Origin of the sequence: Lactobacillus kalixensis DSM 16043, assembly GCF_001434335.1 — a bacterium.
Classification (GTDB): Bacteria; Bacillota; Bacilli; order Lactobacillales; family Lactobacillaceae; genus Lactobacillus; species Lactobacillus kalixensis.
This window is the reverse complement of record NZ_AZFM01000006.1, coordinates 56627-73704: the sequence shown is the minus strand read 5'-3', so window position 1 is coordinate 73704 and position 17078 is coordinate 56627. Positions and strand designations below refer to the sequence as shown.

The 17078-nt window shown below is 33.5% G+C and carries 14 protein-coding genes and 1 other RNA gene; 11 read left to right on the top strand and 4 right to left on the bottom strand.

What is annotated here, in order from left to right; all coding sequences use genetic code 11:
- Window positions 1-59 precede the first annotated feature (59 nt).
- Together FC46_RS03340 and recU are read right to left on the bottom strand one after the other, a co-directional pair.
- Window positions 60-2372, bottom strand: coding sequence for a PBP1A family penicillin-binding protein (locus FC46_RS03340; protein ID WP_057797846.1), 2313 nt, complete (start codon window positions 2370-2372; stop codon window positions 60-62).
- Complete coding sequence (gene recU, locus FC46_RS03335) at window positions 2362-2994, bottom strand: Holliday junction resolvase RecU (protein WP_057797844.1); 633 nt, start codon at window positions 2992-2994, stop codon at window positions 2362-2364. Before recU ends, FC46_RS03340 begins: the two co-directional genes overlap by 11 nt.
- Before the next feature lie 68 nt (window positions 2995-3062).
- Between recU and FC46_RS03330 the strand changes: the two genes are divergently transcribed.
- The 6 genes from FC46_RS03330 to FC46_RS03310 all read left to right on the top strand — a co-directional run bounded on the left by FC46_RS03330 (window position 3063) and on the right by FC46_RS03310 (window position 7523).
- Entirely contained in the window at window positions 3063-3632 is a 570-nt protein-coding gene (locus FC46_RS03330; RefSeq protein ID WP_057797842.1) for an SLOG family protein, read from the top strand.
- 61 nt (window positions 3633-3693) lie between these two features.
- Complete coding sequence (locus tag FC46_RS03325; RefSeq protein ID WP_057797840.1) at window positions 3694-4152, top strand: hypothetical protein; 459 nt, start codon at window positions 3694-3696, stop codon at window positions 4150-4152.
- 117 nt (window positions 4153-4269) lie between these two features.
- Window positions 4270-4695 (top strand): DivIVA domain-containing protein, encoded by a 426-nt coding sequence (locus tag FC46_RS03320; RefSeq protein WP_057797838.1) that lies wholly within the window; start codon window positions 4270-4272, stop codon window positions 4693-4695.
- Between the two features lie 29 nt (window positions 4696-4724).
- Window positions 4725-5091, top strand: an RNA gene (rnpB, locus tag FC46_RS10015) — RNase P RNA component class B.
- Between the two features lie 78 nt (window positions 5092-5169).
- Entirely contained in the window at window positions 5170-6294 is a 1125-nt protein-coding gene (locus tag FC46_RS03315; protein WP_057797836.1) for a THUMP domain-containing class I SAM-dependent RNA methyltransferase, read from the top strand.
- Window positions 6291-7523, top strand: coding sequence for a metallophosphoesterase (locus tag FC46_RS03310; RefSeq protein WP_057797834.1), 1233 nt, complete (start codon window positions 6291-6293; stop codon window positions 7521-7523). Before FC46_RS03315 ends, FC46_RS03310 begins: the two co-directional genes overlap by 4 nt.
- A 385-nt stretch (window positions 7524-7908) precedes the next feature.
- Here the strand turns inward: FC46_RS03310 and FC46_RS03300 are convergent, their stop codons facing one another.
- A complete protein-coding gene (locus FC46_RS03300) occupies window positions 7909-8832 on the bottom strand; it encodes a DegV family protein (protein ID WP_057797831.1) in 924 nt (307 codons plus the stop codon).
- A gap of 104 nt (window positions 8833-8936) precedes the next feature.
- On the opposite strand from FC46_RS03300, the gene lspA reads away from it, so the two are divergent.
- Genes lspA through FC46_RS03280 form a run of 4 tightly spaced genes read left to right on the top strand, consistent with a single transcriptional unit; the run spans window position 8937 to window position 14553 of the window.
- Window positions 8937-9395, top strand: a complete 459-nt coding sequence (gene lspA, locus FC46_RS03295) for a signal peptidase II (protein ID WP_057797829.1) — start codon at window positions 8937-8939, stop codon at window positions 9393-9395.
- Window positions 9395-10303: an RluA family pseudouridine synthase gene (locus tag FC46_RS03290; protein WP_057797827.1), complete on the top strand. Its 909-nt coding sequence runs from the start codon at window positions 9395-9397 to the stop codon at window positions 10301-10303. The genes lspA and FC46_RS03290 overlap by 1 nt, the downstream gene beginning before the upstream one ends.
- Window positions 10304-10307: 4 nt before the next feature.
- Window positions 10308-11363 (top strand): carbamoyl phosphate synthase small subunit, encoded by a 1056-nt coding sequence (locus tag FC46_RS03285; protein WP_057797824.1) that lies wholly within the window; start codon window positions 10308-10310, stop codon window positions 11361-11363.
- 4 nt (window positions 11364-11367) lie between these two features.
- The gene (locus tag FC46_RS03280; protein WP_057797822.1) at window positions 11368-14553 is read left to right on the top strand and encodes a carbamoyl phosphate synthase large subunit; all 3186 of its coding nucleotides are present in this window, start codon (window positions 11368-11370) and stop codon (window positions 14551-14553) included.
- Between the two features lie 38 nt (window positions 14554-14591).
- Here the strand turns inward: FC46_RS03280 and FC46_RS03275 are convergent, their stop codons facing one another.
- Window positions 14592-16271: an Rqc2 family fibronectin-binding protein gene (locus FC46_RS03275; protein ID WP_057797821.1), complete on the bottom strand. Its 1680-nt coding sequence runs from the start codon at window positions 16269-16271 to the stop codon at window positions 14592-14594.
- Between the two features lie 333 nt (window positions 16272-16604).
- Here FC46_RS03275 and FC46_RS03270 point away from each other — a divergent pair, with 333 nt between their 5' ends.
- Window positions 16605-17021 carry a MarR family winged helix-turn-helix transcriptional regulator gene (locus FC46_RS03270; RefSeq protein ID WP_057797818.1) on the top strand — a complete coding sequence of 139 codons (417 nt, stop codon included), beginning with the start codon at window positions 16605-16607 and terminating at the stop codon, window positions 17019-17021.
- Window positions 17022-17078: the final 57 nt, after the last annotated feature.

The following is a 17078-nucleotide window of genomic DNA, read 5'->3' as shown; positions in this document are numbered from 1 at the left end:
GGAAAAAGCCAGAACCTATAAAGCTTCCAGCTTATTTAGTGCTTTCAAGTTTCAGATAGTTAATTATCTTTATCTTCATTTCTCGTTGTAGTAGTATCTTCCTCACGTTTGCTCGATTGTGCTGTAGAAGAACTTGATTGAGTAGATTGACGACGAGTAGATGATGATTGAGCTCGAGAAGAGCTTTGATCAGTTCGGCTAGACTGATTTGTACTGCCACTATAATAGTTAGAAGTGATATTAGTATTAGCTTGGGTGTTAGTTGATGAAGAACTGTTAGTATTTGATTCTTCATCTTCTTCATCATAGTTGGCGGAATTATCACTAATTCCTGCTGGAGCATGACCACGTACAAATAATTGCCATTGACCTGAATTACCAGTAGCTAATTCAGGTGGGTTAGAATTTTTAACAATTCGCGCTCTAATGACAGATGAAGGCTTTACCCAATTTGCATTTGTCTTTTTACTCATTAGGTAAGTCATCATGCTGCGGTACATTAATTGAGCTGATTGTTGACCGACACCTGAAATAGTACCATCTTTTAGATTATCATAACCAGTCCAAACACTCATTACATAACTTCTAGTATAACCAACAAACCAGGAATCCTTTGGAGTGGATGAATATGAAGGATATCTTGCTAATTCTTCATCTGAATACTTAACTGTACCAGTTTTACCAGCTTGGTAAAGACCTTTAATCTGTGCACGTGTACCTGACCCAGATCTAATTACTCCTTTAAGCATATCAGTGATCATATATGCTGTTGATCTCTTCATAACTCTAGTACCACTAGAATCATAATTTCTACTTAATCCATCTGGAGTTTCAATCTTAGATACAAATTGCGGTTTGTGGTAAATTCCCTCAGTCGCAAAAGCACTGTATGCACCAGCCATTTGTAAGCTTGAGGCGTTTGCACCAATGGCTACAGAAAGCCCTGAATTCTTTGGTACATTAATTCCCATACGCTTAACAAATTTAGAAGCTCTAGAAACACCAACTTCAGCTAATGTCTTAACAGCTGGAACGTTTCGAGATTGCTCCAATGCATAGCGCATTGTCATTGCTCCTTCATAGCGATTATCCCAGTCGTAAAGTTGAATATTAGTACCAGGGTAAACATACTTGCTATCATCTAAAATCTTGGCTGTTGACCAGTTTAAATACTGGATAGCAGGGGCGTAATCAAGAACTGGCTTAATTGATGAACCAGTAGATCGACCAGTTTGAACAGCCCTGTCAAGTCCAAGCTGAACAGAAGGCAAGTGTCGACCACCTAAAATTGCAACAACGTGACCATTATTTGGATCAATTACTGTCGCACCAATTTGCATCGCGTCGTTAGTAAAAGGCACTTCACCATTATTAGCTAATTCGTATAGTTTATTCTGAGCCTTTTGATCAATATTGACAGTGATCTTGAGGTTATCATTATATGGATCAAAACCCTTTGACCTAACTTCAGAAATTACTTCTTTGATATATGGATCGTCAATCTTACGAATCTTAGATTCTGTATTTGTACGACGCTTCTTTAACCCTGTCTTGATATTCTCATTAATAGCTTGTTGATACTGCTTCTTTGTGATCTTATTGTTATCTAACATCGCCTTCAAAACAATATTACGACGATATCTAGCTTTTTCCGGATAAAGATATGGATCATAAGCCACTGGGGCGTTCGGTAAGCCTGCAATGAGAGCTGTTTGTGCTAAATCAAGCTGATTCAAATTCTTTTTGTAATAGTAATTAGCTGCAGTTCCCATTCCATAATTACCGTAATTCATATAGACCTTATTAATATAGAATTCTAGAATTTGATCTTTACTATATTCTCTTTGAATCTTCATAGCAAGCCATGCTTCTTGAGCTTTACGTCTTAAAGTTCTTTGTGAACTATCAGTTGAAAAAACAGTTAATTTTACAAGCTGTTGAGTAATTGTAGACCCACCAGCTGCAATACTGTTACTTTTAGCATTAGTCAACATTGAACCAACAATTCTGATTGGATCTATACCAAGTCGATCATTATAAAAACGCTTATCTTCGACTGAAACCACAGCATCTTTTAATTGTTGTGGTATTTGTTTATTTTTAACATAAATTCTTTTTTCTGTACCAAGCGAAAGAAGAAACTTACCATCATTAGTGTACAAACTCGAAGTACCACCACTTTGTAATTGGTCTTGACTAATATTAGGAGCATCTTTTGCATAATAAGCAAATAACCCGATACCAGATACAATTACTAATAATATAAGCAGGAAAATCCACTTAATTATGCGTGTCCATATACGACCTCCGCTTTGGCGATTATGATAGTTTTTCCTACGCGATTCTCTTGATTCGTTACTTCTATTTGCCATTCTCTACATTCCTATCTGCAATAAAATGATCTACTGCTGTCAAATATGGAAGAGTAGGTCGAAAACTGCTCTTAATTTCTATAGAGTGTTCTTCGATCTCTTGCAGTGTCATTGAGCTTTTATTTTTTGTTTTCCAGGATTTAATTACAAAACTAGCTGGAGTAACAAAATATCTCTTCAAACTAGTAAAACCAATTATCGTAAAACAAATCCCTTGCTGTTTTAAACATGCATCTAAATGAAATATTTGATGTTCGTGGAAGTTTTTTAACGGAAAGTTAGTTTTATTTCTAGTTTCCTTTGCTTCAAAGTCTAGATAATACCCTTGATAAACACCGTTATAGTCTGTAGTTGAAGCTTGTCTAAAATAAGCTTCTCTGATTACCGCTTTGGATCTTTTAGGGTAATCTACTTTAACTATTTGAATTGGGGTTGGCTTTTTATGAACAACTGCAATTTCTTCTTCAAGATAGTACTTGTTAGATTCATTAATTTGCTGTTCCAGTGTCATACCACGATCAGAGAAGCTAACACTTTTCTTATGTTGGTATACACTTCTTATTTTAGGTTTATTTGCTGTTTTTCTAAAAGCGGCCAAGCTACCGCTTGGATATTTGACCATTAATCCACCACCTGCTAGCATTATATCAATAAAGAACATATTTTTGAATAAAGGAAGTATATTGCATTATGCAACGACTTTGGGTCACAGGATATCGGAGTTACGAACTTGGGGTTTTTGGTGATAAAGATCCTAAAATAACCGTAATTAAATATGCCTTGAAAAATTATTTTAAAAGCCTTCTTGAAGAAGGAGAGTTAGACTGGATTATCACTGGTGCCAATCTTGGTATTGAACAATGGGCTGCAGAAGTTGGCGTTGAAATTAGAGATGAGTATCCTGTCCGCATTTCAATGATGACACCATATGAAGAATTTTCCAGTCGTTGGAATGAAAATAATCAATCTAAATTCTTAAATCTTAAAAATCAAGTAGATTTTTTTGCATCTACTTCTAATACGCCGTATCAAAGCCCAGTACAATTACGTAACTATCAAAACTTTATGCTCACTCATACGGATCGAGCCGTAATGATTTATGATGAAGAACATCCTGGAAAGCCAAAATACGACTATAATTTAATCAACAACTACAGGGAAAATCACGACTATCAACTAGATTTAATTGATTTTTATGATTTGCAAGATGCCGCTGAAGAATATGAAGAAGCTAATTCTCCAAATAATTTTATTGAATAATTGAATGGAGCTACATTATAATTTAAAAGAAACAGTATATTTTGAGAAAAGAGAAAATATTATGGTAAGTATTTTGAATAATCAAACAAGTAATCAAGAATTTTTAGATTTTGTTGTTGATGAAATTCATAATGCTGATGTAGCCTCAACTCACGAAGGAGAACCCTCAGCACAAGTTTGTGACTTAATGATGAACAAAAACGGTAAATTATACATTACCACTTCCCAGAATAACCCATTTTTCAAGGATCTTATTAACCAACCTAAAGTAGTAATTAACGGCTATAAAGGGGAAGGTACAATGGATTCATGTGGCTTTTCAATTCGAGGTAATATTAAAGATGTTGATCATTTATACATCGATGAAATTTTTGAAAAGAATCCATATTTAAATGAAATCTATGCTGACGATGTTGAAGCAGCAAAAAAGGATTTACATGTTTTAGAAATTGAGCCTACTTCTGCAAGTTATCTTGATCACAGAACCAATCCTATTTTTACTAGAAAATTTGAATTTTAGTTTTGACCTTATTCTAGAACCGAATATTATTAAGCTTTTACTAAAGTTGAGAAACTGGTTTCATGCATCTACTCTTTTTGCTAAAATAAGAGAAGATGCAAAGGAGCTGTCAGGTACATGGCAAATTTAAATGATATCAAATTATCATCAGATGATATTTTAAAGAAGCAATTTAGACAAAAAGTCAAAGGTTATGATCCTGATGAGGTAGATGCTTATCTTGATCAAATTATTTCTGATTATGAGACTTTCTCACAAGTGATTGAAGATCTCTATGGTCAAATTGGTAAGCTTCAGCGAGAATTAATGGAGGCCAATGAAAAGGCTAAACATAATTCAGTCGCTGCGGCTCCAAGTATGAATATTTCGCCAGAAGATGGTGTTCGTACATACACACCATCTTCAAGAAGAAGTGTTCAATCATCAAGTTTTGACAATGATCGCGGTGAAATATCTACTAATATGGCGATTATTCAAAGAATTTCAACATTAGAGAGAAAAGTTTATAACTTAGAACAACGAGTTTATGGCACACAAAACTAAATTCTTTTGTTATAATGTTTTATAGTGTGAATTTTGCGCAGTCGCGGTTAGCAATTGCTAACTGAGGAAAGTCCACGCACGCACAAGCTGCGATGCTTGTAGTGATCGTATTCAACCTAATAAGTTGGAGGATTATTTTATAATCACGGCGGAAAAAACGCTAAATCTTTTTGACATGCGTTACTATCCTGAAAAGTGCCACAGTGACGAAGCAATAATGGAAACGTTATTGGTGGAACGAGGTAAACCCTGCGAGCGTGCAACCCAAATTTGGTGGGGGCGTCTCGATCTAAGAAAATGAACTAAAGATCGGATTACTACTTTTAAGTAATAAAGATAGATGGCTGCATAAGGTGATTTTGCCAAAATTGCTGGAACAAAACGTGGCTTATAGAAATTCACACTGGCGTGAGTTGAGCTTCTTTGAAGCTCAACTTTTTTATTGAAAATGATTTTTAATTGAGAGAGTAATTAATGAAAAAATATCAACTTTATGCCACCATGGGGGCTGGATTTGAAAGCGTAGTTGCAAAAGAGCTGAATAAATTAGGCTATGAAACTAAAACTGAAAATGGTCGTGTCTTTTTTGAAGGAACTCAAGAAGATATTGTTAAAACAAATCTTTGGTTAAGATCTGCTGACAGAATCAAGATTTTGTTAAAAGAATTTAAAGCATTAGACTTCGATAGTTTATATAATGAAATTTATGCATATGATTGGGCTCAATTATTACCAGTCGATGCAAAGTTTCCAGTTCAAGGACGGACAGTTCGTTCAAAATTACATTCTGAACCTGATGTACAATCGATTACAAAAAAGGCAATCGTTGACAAATTAGTTTCTCAATATCACCGTCGAGGTTTTTTACCAGAAAGTGGTAGTCAATATCCATTAGATATTCATATTTATAAAAATTTAGCTCGAATTTCTCTTGATACGACAGGGCAAAGTTTATTCAAACGCGGTTATCGTGTTGAACACGGTGGAGCACCAATGAAAGAAAACTTTGCGGCTGGACTTTTGGAACTAACACCTTACAATGGGACACACCCCTTAATTGATCCAATGACCGGTTCAGGAACTCTTGCAATAGAAGCAGCTTTGATCGCTAAAAATATCGCACCGGGTACTTGGAGAAAATTTGCTTTTGATGAATTTGATTGGTTTGATACAAAACTTCATCCAGAATTAGTTGACGAAGCAAAAAACCAAGTACGCGAATTAGAAGCACCAATTTGGGCTAGTGATATTGATCAATCTGTTCTTGAAATTGCTAAATTGAATGCACATAATGCTGGAGTACTTCAAGATATTCGTTTCAAGCAAGTTGCAGTTAAAGACTTCAAAACGGATTTAGAAAACGGAATTGTTATTGCTAATCCACCATATGGTAAACGATTAAAAGATCGTGAATCAGCCGAGGCATTATACAAACAAATGGGAGAAGTTTTTTTACCAATGGAAAACTTCAGTCAGTATTATTTAACTGCTGATCCTAACTTTGAAAAATTCTTTGGCAAGAAAGCAACAAAAAAGCGTAAATTATTCAATGGTAATTTAAGAGTTGACTTCTATCAATATTGGGCAAACAGAAAATGATTACTAAAAATCTTAATACAAAAATTTGGGTAATTTCTGATACGCATTTAATCGCAAACAGTTTACATGACCATGGTCAAGCCTTTTCTAGAATGCAAAAAACTAGTCAAGGTAAAGATTTGTATTATCAAGAAATAGCGCTTGACGCTTTTGTTAAAATGGCTAACAGAGAAAATCCGGCAGCAATTGTTGTTACTGGTGATGTTACTTTTAATGGGGAGCGAGTTTCTGCTGAAAAATTTGCCGAAATTTTCAGGGGATTAAAGAAAACAAAGTTATTAGTCATACCTGGTAATCACGATATTTTTGACGGCTGGGCTCGTGAATTTCACGGAAAAAAGCAATATTATGCCGGAGAAATCAGCCCTCTTTTTTGGAAATCAATTTTTAGCAAATGTTATCGTTTAGCAGAAAATACAGACAGTTCGTCTTTAGCTTATAGTGTACAACTTAATCCGCAATATTTCTTGGTGTTAGCCGATTCTAACTATTATGGAACTGAAGAAACTACAGAAGCACCTCATACTAGAGGAGCAATTGGAAAAGAGCAATTAAATTGGATTGAAGAACAATTTAAATATGCTAGCAAGAATAATTTACGTCCAATTTTATTTATGCACCATAATCTTTACGCTCATAATCCTGCAGTCAATAGAGGATATGTGATTGATGATGCAACTAAGCTAAGACGTTTATGTGCTCGTTTTAACGTTAAGCTCGCATTTTCAGGTCATATCCATGCTCAAAACATTTTAGGCCCACAAGATGAAACACCTACAACAGAAATAGTTACTTCAAGCTTTTGTTCGACTGACCAAGGGTATGGAGTCGTACGCCTTCATAGCCGCCACATTACTTATATTCGCAAGTCATTTGATATGCGACCATATCTTACTGAGAAGGAAAGACAAGATGATACTCTATATAATTTTCACAGCTATTTAAAGAATTTGCAGCTTGGAACTTTAGCAGCAAATTTGATGCAGGAAGATTTACAAAAGAATCATAATAATCTTGATTTAGTTAGAGAAATGGGAAAGCTTTTTGCTCAGATGAACTATAATTTCTATACTGGTCGTAATCATTTAAAAAAGAGCCAGCTGGCAAAAATTCATGCGACAGAAGCATATCAAACATTAATTAAGCAACACCCTGAATTTGAAATTTATTTAAAAACTTTGTACGATACTTCAGAGCACAGTAACTTACAGGTTAAAATTAGATATTAACAAGGTAGGGAAAATTTGAAAAAACATTTTATTTTTTTAGATAAAGCCGGATTAATTTATTATTGTTGGATGTTTATCATTCTTTTTATTGGTCAAATCTTGGGTTATGAGGGAACAGATAAAATTAATTGGCCAGCAATTATTTTCATCTCACTCTTTTTTGTGATACTGATCTACACATGGCTAACATCATATTACACAGACAAAGTTTTAAAATTTCCATATCGCACAAAAATCAAGTTAACTCAGAAGCCACATGAAGTATGGCGATGGAAGAAATTCAGTATTCAGAAAATACAATATTCTAAAATTCAAAGTTCATATTTATTTACACTCAATTCTAAAAAAAGGAAGAACCGCTAAAAGTTCTTCCTTTTTATTACAATTAATCGTTTACTGCTTGAGAATTAATACCTACAATCGGATTGCCATTTTCATCAAAATAACTATCAAGATCACGGCACCAAATCATAGCCATTGTATGTTGACCAACATGGACACCAACAACCGGTCCAATAAAACTAGCAGAAAATTTCACTTCTGGGAATTTTTCTTTATAATCAGCTAACCATTCTTTTTCACGTTTTTCATCTAAAGCATCAAAGATTGTACTTTGAATCTTGTAAGGTACTTCACTAATTAATTTAGCAAAATCTTTTTGAATGTGCTTGTAAGCCCGGCGGTATTGTCTTTCTTTTGCAATTGCCGAAATTTTTCCTTCACCTTGAACATCTATTGACAGTATTGGCTTAATATGTAGTAAACTACCCATAAAACTTGCTGCATTAGATAGACGACCGGTTCTCTTCAAATGGTTTAGATCATCTACCATAAATCGAACATCCATGGTTTTCTGCAGATCGGCTAAATCATGCATAACTAATTCAGCTGAAGCACCGTTTTGAAGTAAGCGCGCTGCTAAAATTGCAAAATCTGCTTCACCCGCACAAGTAATTTTAGTATCAAATAAATGTATTTTTATTCTAGTTTCTTCTTGAACTAAACTTTGTAAAGAACTGTAAAAACTTGATAACCCACTTGAAATTGGAATTATGAAAACATCCGTATAATCATGATCTACATATTCGTCAATTTTCTTTTTAACTTGGCCAATTGCTGGCTGCGACGTGGTTGGTAAAATTTCTTCAGAATTTAATTTTTGATAGAATTCTTCATATCCTATATCGATTAAATCCATATAAGTTTTATCATTCCAAATAATTGGAATTGGTAAGACATCAATATTGTACTTTTCTTGATCTTCTTTTGATAAATAAGCAGAACTATCGGTTAAGACTATGCTTTTCATATATTATTCCTCCTCCATATATTCTAATGTATACAGACGGAAAAAGGGAATCTTTGATATAATAAAAGCAGAAAATTTTTAGGAAGTACTTTTAGAAAAGAAAAATGCAAGCACTATATTTATTAATTTCATTAGCAGTTATCGGATTAGATCAAGGCTTAAAAGCTTTTATTGTTGCAAATTATCAAGTCGGCGAAGTTCATCAATTAATTCCAGGCATTTTATCTTTTAATTATCTACAAAATAATGGTGCTGCTTGGAATGTTCTTCCTGGACAAATGATTCTTTTTTACATTATCAGTGTAATTGCAATCGCTGTCTGCCTTTACTTTTTATTCAATCCAAAATATAAAAATAATTTATTTGATATTGGATTGGCGTTTGTTTTAGGTGGGATCGTCGGTAATTTTATTGATCGAATTCATTTAAAATACGTAGTTGATATGATTCAGCTTGATTTCATTCACTTTAATATTTTCAATATTGCAGATTCTGCGATAACTATTGGTGTAATTATTATTTTTATTTATCTTATATTTTTTGATAATACAGAAAGCAAATAATGACAGAAAAATATACATTAAAAGTAACTGACTCAGATATTCGTTTAGATAAATATATCTCTGAACACATTGAAAATTTATCTCGAACTAGAGTCAAAGAATTAATTAAAGAAAAAAATATTCTTGTTAACAAAAAACAGGAAAAAGTTTCATATAAAGTTCAAGCAGGGGACGAAATCAGCGTTACTGTTCCAGCGGTTAAGCCTCTAGATTTAACGCCTGAAAATATTCCATTGGACATTGTCTACGAAGATGATGATGTTATTGTTGTTAATAAGCCTCAGGGAATGGTCGTTCATCCATCTGCAGGGCACCCTGATCATACTCTTGTTAATGCACTTTTGTATCATACTCGCAATTTGGCAGCAAGTCCTGAAGGTTTTAGACCTGGGATTGTTCACCGTATTGATAAAGATACATCTGGACTTCTAATGATTGCTAAGAATAGTCAAGCCCGCGAGTCTTTAGAAAAGCAATTGGCTAACAAGACTAACGAAAGATATTATTTAGCAATTGTTCACGGTAATTTTGGTGAAGAAAATGGTAAGATTGATGCACCAATTGGCCGAAACCCAAATGATCGTAAAAAAATGGCCGTTGTTGAAAATGGCAAAAATGCTGTAACCCATTTTAAGGTATTAGAGCAATTTAAGAATTACAGCTTAATCAAATGTAAACTCGAGACAGGACGAACCCATCAAATTAGAGTACATTTATCATACATTGGGCATCCCGTAGCAGGAGACCCACTTTATGGTCCAAAGAAAACTCTAAAGGGGTCCGGTCAGTTTTTGCATGCGGAAGTTTTAGGTTTTAAACATCCAAAGACTGGCAAACAATTAACATTTGAAGTTAAGCCACCTAAAATTTTTGAAGATACGCTTAATGAACTTAGAAGAGAAAAGTGATTAAATGAAACGGTATTTAATTCTTGAAGATGGTAGTTCTTTTCCAGGTGAGGGGATAGGGGCTTCAATTATTTCAACTGGAGAGTTAGCAATTCAAACTGCTAATTTTGGATATCAAGAAGCATTAACCGATCCTACTAACGCTGGTAAAATTTTGGTTTTTACTACTCCAATGATTGGAAATAGTGGTATTAACTCAATTGATTATGAAAGTATTGATCCAACTGTTAAAGGAATTATTGCTAATGATGTTGCTTTAAACATTTCAGATAATGGAAATTTTCAGGATCTAGATTCTTTTTTAAAAGAAAAGAAAATTCCTGCAATTTTTAATGTCGACACTCGAGCTCTTGTTCATCGATTGATGAATGAAGGAACAATTAAAGCATCAATCATGGATACAGATGATGAGCATGCTTTTGATCAAATCAAAGCTTTAGTTTTGCCTAAAAATAAGTCAGCAACTGTTTCGACCAAAAATGCCTATGCTGCACCAAATATTGGTAAAACGGTTGCAGTTCTTGATCTTGGATTAAAACACTCAATGCTCAGAGAATTATCATTACGACAAGTTAACGTAAATGTTCTTCCGTATAATGCAAAGCCACTTGATATTGAGAATTTAAGACCAGATGGAATTATTATTTCTAATGGTCCAGGTAAAGCTGAAGAAGTCCTTCCAGTAGTCAAACCAATCTTGGATCATTTTTATCAAAAATGTCCTATTCTTGGTATTGGTTTAGGTTTTTTGGTGTTAAGCGATTATTTAAATTTAGAATTAGTGGATTTACCACAAGAATTTAATGGCATAAATTATCCAGTTATTGAACAAAATTCAAACTTAATTTGGCAAACTTCAATGGATATTGACAAATTAGTTTTACCAGATAGTGTCAAGCTCAATATGAGTCATGAGTATTACGAATTACATACTGAATTACTTGCCGGTTTTGAAATGGAAAATGAAAAGTTAATTGCCACTGCCTTCAATCCTGAAGGAGCACCTGGCAGTTTGGATGCTTTAGAAATTTTTGATCGTTTTTTAAAGATGATGAGGTAGGGAAATGCCTTTAGAGAATGATTTAGATAAAGTTTTAATTATTGGTTCTGGACCAACTTTAATTGGTAGTGTAGCAGAAATGGATCTCTTAGCTAATGAAGCAATTGACGCTTTAGTAGAAGAAGGAATTCAAGTAGTTTTAGTAAATCCTAATCCAGCTACGGTTTCTACTGATAAAAGAGAAGATGTGACTGTTTATCTTGAACCAATGACTCTTGATTTTTTAAAGAGAATACTAAGAATGGAGGAACCGGATGCAATTTTAACTGCATATGGTTCAACTACAGGATTAAAGGTTGCTCATAAATTATTGCAAGATGGGATTCTTCAACAGATGAACATCCGGTTTTTAACCCTTAATCCAAAATTACTAACGATTGGTAATCAACAAAAAAGAACTGAATTTTTAAACAAATTAGATATTTCTGTTAATCAATCTTGGCAATTATCAAATTTGAAAGCTAATGACTTAGTAAATCCAATTAAAAAGATTCCTGATTCAGTATCGTTTCCAGTTTTAGTTACCAAATATCATCGCTATGTTCATAACGAACATTTGGGTTTCAAAACCCCTGATGAATTAATCAACTTTTTTAAAAATGAAAGTCAAAGTGAAACTTTTTCTTGGAAGCATTATCGCTTAACTGAAGATTTATCTACTTGGGAAGAAGTTATTGTAAATATTATTCGCGATAGTTCCGGTAACATCGTATTTATTAATTTTGCGGATTCGATTGAACCTGTTGGGATCAACTCAGGTGATTCAACAATTGTCATGCCGGCATTAACATTGAATAATGATCAAATTCAAGAATTACGAGCAATCAGTAAAAAAATTGCAGACAATTTAAACGTTCTTGGAATTTTAAGTATTCACTTTGCGGTAAGACATCATGGAACACAAATCGAAACAAAGGTTTTAACAATTACTCCACGTCTTACTAGAAGTGCTGTTTGGATTCAAAGATCAGGATTATATGCTGTGGGTTATATTGTAGCCAAAGTAGCATTAGGTTACTCTCTTAACGAGATTACTGATCCTATTTCTGGATTAAATGCTGCAGTTGAACCGACTCTTGACGCAATTTCAATTAAAATGCCATATTGGTCATTATCTGAGTCTGGTTACAATCATTATCGATTAGGAAACCGAATGCAAGCGAGTGGGGAAGCACTTGGAGTTGGACAGAACTTTGAATCTGCTTTTATTAAGGCACTTGCCTCGACCACCGATTTTGACATAGCTTCAAACACCTTTATGGAAGAGATTAAAAAGGATAAAAAAGAAATCATCGATGATTTGGCCAATCCAGATGAGCTTCATACCATTAGACTTTTAGCTGCCATCTATATAGGGTTAACATACGCTGAATTACAAAATATTATCTTTATTCATCCTGTTTATTACCAAAAATTACAAGATTTAATAAAAATCGGTAAAAATCTTCATGATACGGAAGATTTAGATGCTGAATTACTTTTAGAAGCTAAAAAGCGCGGCTTTACTAATATAATGATTGCAAAAATATGTCATATTTCTTTGATAGAAGTCGAGACTTTACTTAATAAATTTGAAATCACGCGTTCTTATTTAGAAATTGATGGCTCAGCTGGAGTATACCGTCCTAATTTTCATACTTACTATAGTGCTTATCACGTTCAAAACGAAGTAGAGCCAATTAATCAAGACAAAAAAGTTTTGATTGTTGGCTTGCTACCATTACAAGTTTCAGTAACAAGTGAATTTGATTATATGGTGGCTCACGCCGCTAAGACTTTACATAATTTGGGTTATGCAACGATTCTTTTATCAAATAACGATGAATCAGTAGCAGCTAATTATCGTAACATTGATCGGCTTTATTTTGATCCAATTACTGTTGAAAATATTGTTTCAGTTGCTCGCAAAGAAAATATTAGCGAAGTCCTACTGCAATTTTCAGGTAAAAAAGCAAGCGCTCTAAGGCAACGTTTAATTGAAAATGGTTTGCATATTTTGGGAAGTCAAGTTTACAACTTAAGAGAAAAAATTGACCAATTATTAGCAAGCCCGCTACCGCATCTAAAACGAGTACCTATCTTAACAACCAAGAGTGAAACGAAAGCGATAGATTTTGTAAACGAATATGGCTTTCCAATTTTGATTGGCGGTTTTAGTAAAGAAGTTAAGCAGAAATCAGCAGTAGTTTATGATTTACCAGCTGTTGAAAAATATTTGCAAGAAAATCAACTTGATCAGATTTCAATTTCGCGTTTTATTGAAGGTAACAAATATGAAGTAACTGCGATCTCTGATGGAAATAAGACAACAATTCCAGGAATAATTGAGCATCTAGAACAAACTGGTTCTCACGCATCAGATTCTATTGCTGTTTACAAGCCACAAAGTTTTAGTATCGAAGGACAAAATCAGCTTGCCCAATACTCAATTAAGTTGATTAATAAACTTAAAACCCGTGGTATCTTTAACTTGCACTATTTAAAGGTTGATAATAAAATCTACATTCTTCAAATAAAACCTTATGCTGGTCATAATGTTGCTTTCTTATCAAAATCTGTCGATAAAGATATTACAGCTTGTGCAACTAAAGCAATTGCAGGAGTTAGCTTAGCAGAGATGGGGTACGAAGAAAAGTTATGGCAAAGCAATGATTTTATTCATGTTAAAATGCCTGTCTTTTCATATATCAACTATGATAGTGGCAATACCTTCGACTCAAAGATGAAATCTTCCGGTTCTGTTATGGGAAGAGATACTCAATTAGCCAAAGCCTTGTATAAAGGATATGAAGCGAGCGATTTACATATTCCAAGTTATGGCACCATCTTTATATCTGTTCGTGATGAAGATAAGAAAAAAGTAACGAATTTAGCACGTAGATTTGACCGCTTGGGTTTTAAATTAATCGCAACTGAGGGTACTGCAAATATGTTTGCAGAAGCTGGTATTACTACAGGAGTTGTTGACAAAGTTCATGAAAATTCACGTAATCTTTTAGACAAAATTAGACAACATAAGATAGTAATGGTAGTTAATATTACTAATTTATCGGATGCTGCTAGTGATGATGCAATTCGAATAAGAGATCAAGCTTTATTTACACATATTCCAGTATTCTCAAGTATTGAAACTTCTGAGCTGATATTGGACGTTCTAGAATCGCTAGCATTAACAACTCAACCAATCTAAAAAAGGACGAAGCAAAATAGTGCTTCGTCCTTTTTGTGTTAATTGATTTTTTTAGCTAAAATATCTTGCTCAACTGGTGTTACTTCAATCGAATTCTGACCAGTATATATGACAAAGCCAGGTTTAGCACCATTAGGCTTCTTAACTCGTTTATCTTGAACATAATCAACTTGAACATGAGAAGACAATTTTCCTTTAGAAAAGTAGGCTGCAATTTCTGCAGCTTCTTTAATATCTTGTTCAGTAGGATGATCATCTTGCAAGATGACATGAGACCCCGGCATATTCTTAACGTGGAACCAATAATCTGCTTTGTTAGCTTTTTTAAGAGTTAACCAGTCATTTTGATAATTATTTTTACCAACTAAAACAGTCTTACCCGATGAAAGCTTGAACTTGTTCAAATTACGTTCAGTAATTTTCTTCTTCCGCGTTTTCTTTTGTGGCTTCTTAATGTAGCCCTGATTCTCAAGTTCTTCAGTAATTTGATCAATATCCTGTGGATCAGCATTATCAATTGCAGTTTGAATTGAATCAAAATATGCAAGATTTTCTTTAGCTAGCTTAATCTGTTCATTAACGTGCTTGATTGAATCACGCAGTTTTTTATATCTTGTAAAGTATTTTTGTGCATTGCGAGCAGGAGAGAGGGCTGCATCTAATTTAATATCAATTGGCTCATTATTTTCATAATAATTGGGAAGTGATATTTTTGTCATTCCTGGTTTTACTTCATTTAAATGAGCATTCAAAATTTCACCACGAATACGATAGCCTTCTGAATTTTCTGCTAAATCTAAATGTTTCTGTAATTTAGTTATTTTCTTTGTTAATTTTTTTGTTTCATTTCTGACAACACGTTCAACACGTGCAGCTTTTTGTTTAACCCAATCTCGATTTGCTTGATATTGATAAAATTCATCTAATGCGTGATTCAAGTTTGTATCTGAACTTTCTCTTTCAAGCTCTAGATGATAAGGAAGATATACAAAGATCTTTCTCTTATTTCTAGGAGTTTTTAAAACAAAAGCCTTAGGATTATTAAATTGATTAAAGAAGGTCTTAAAAGATTGATATGAAAATTCATCTTCAAGATAACCACGTAATTCTTCACGATCATCTCTATCCATACCATCCATAACCTTAATTAAATCATTGATATCATCGAACTGCGCAAATTGTTCTTCACTTAGATTTAAGCCATTTACTCCAGGGTTTAATGGTGGTAACTCATATTTAGCTCTAGGAAGTAACATTCTAGCACGATTTTCATCTGGATTAACCCTCTTTAACAAATCAATAATATGTTGACTTTTATTGTCATAAAGAATTACGTTACTATGTCGACCCATAAGTTCAACTGATAAAACTAATTCAACTTGATCTCCTAATTCGTTGCGATTACTAAAATGGAAGTTAACAATTCTATCTAAGCCAACTTGATCAATTGATTGTAGAACTGAACCTTCTAAATATTTTCGTAACACCATTACGAAGGTAGGTGCCTTATCAGGATTCGAGATTGTTTGTTCAGTTAAATACATTCTCGGATACTGGGCATTAGCTGAAATCAATAATTGATAATTTTTACGATCTTTTCTAAAAACTAAAACCAAATCTTGTTCAAAAGGTTGGTATATTTTAGATAAACGTCCCCCAATGAGAGTAGGGGATAAATCTTTTAATAAGCTATGGATAAATAAACCATCAAAAGCCATGTTAAATCACCTCAAAATACTATTTACATTATACCAATTAATTGGTCTATTCTTAAATCGCATTACTTATTTTACAGATCTTAAGATAGAGCACTAGCTTTGAATATAGTGTGAGTTGGCAAAATGCGATGAATTATTTCAAAAAAACTGGTATACTATACTTTGAATAAAAATACATTAGATCTTCAAAAAGCGACTAAGTATTTTAGTGTTTCACGCTCATTGATATAGAAATATAAAGTGATATCTTTCACAATTTTTCTAGCTTATTTTTTAAAAAACTTAGTCATAACCATTCTTATGGTTCTACTTTGGAAAAAGGAATGTTTTCAGATGAATGTTTTATTTTTTAACACAATAGCAGATCACATCAAAAAAGAAATTTTTCACAAATGTAGTTTAAATCTTTCACAAACTAGGATTCTTTTATTCTTTGACGATGCAGATAATCACGCGTTAACTATGGGAGAGTTAGCTGATGAATTATCGATTTCTTTATCTACCTTAAGTCGTCAGCTTCAGCAAAAGAAAACTAAGGAATTAGTTACAATTACTCGTTCAGAAAAAAATTCAAGTAAAGAAGTAAAACTAAGTGAAGCAGGCTTAAATAAGGTTAGTGAATTAAAACACGCTTTGGCAGAAATTGAAAGTTCGTTGTCTTCTTATATTGACCAAAATGAATTATCAAACTTTTCAAAAGAGCTTACTAGCTTAGCTCAAAAATACAAGAGTGGAGTAGATTCGCTTTAATCGATTCGATCAAAGCGTCTTTTTATGCTATAATTCATCTATGAAATTCGTAGATGA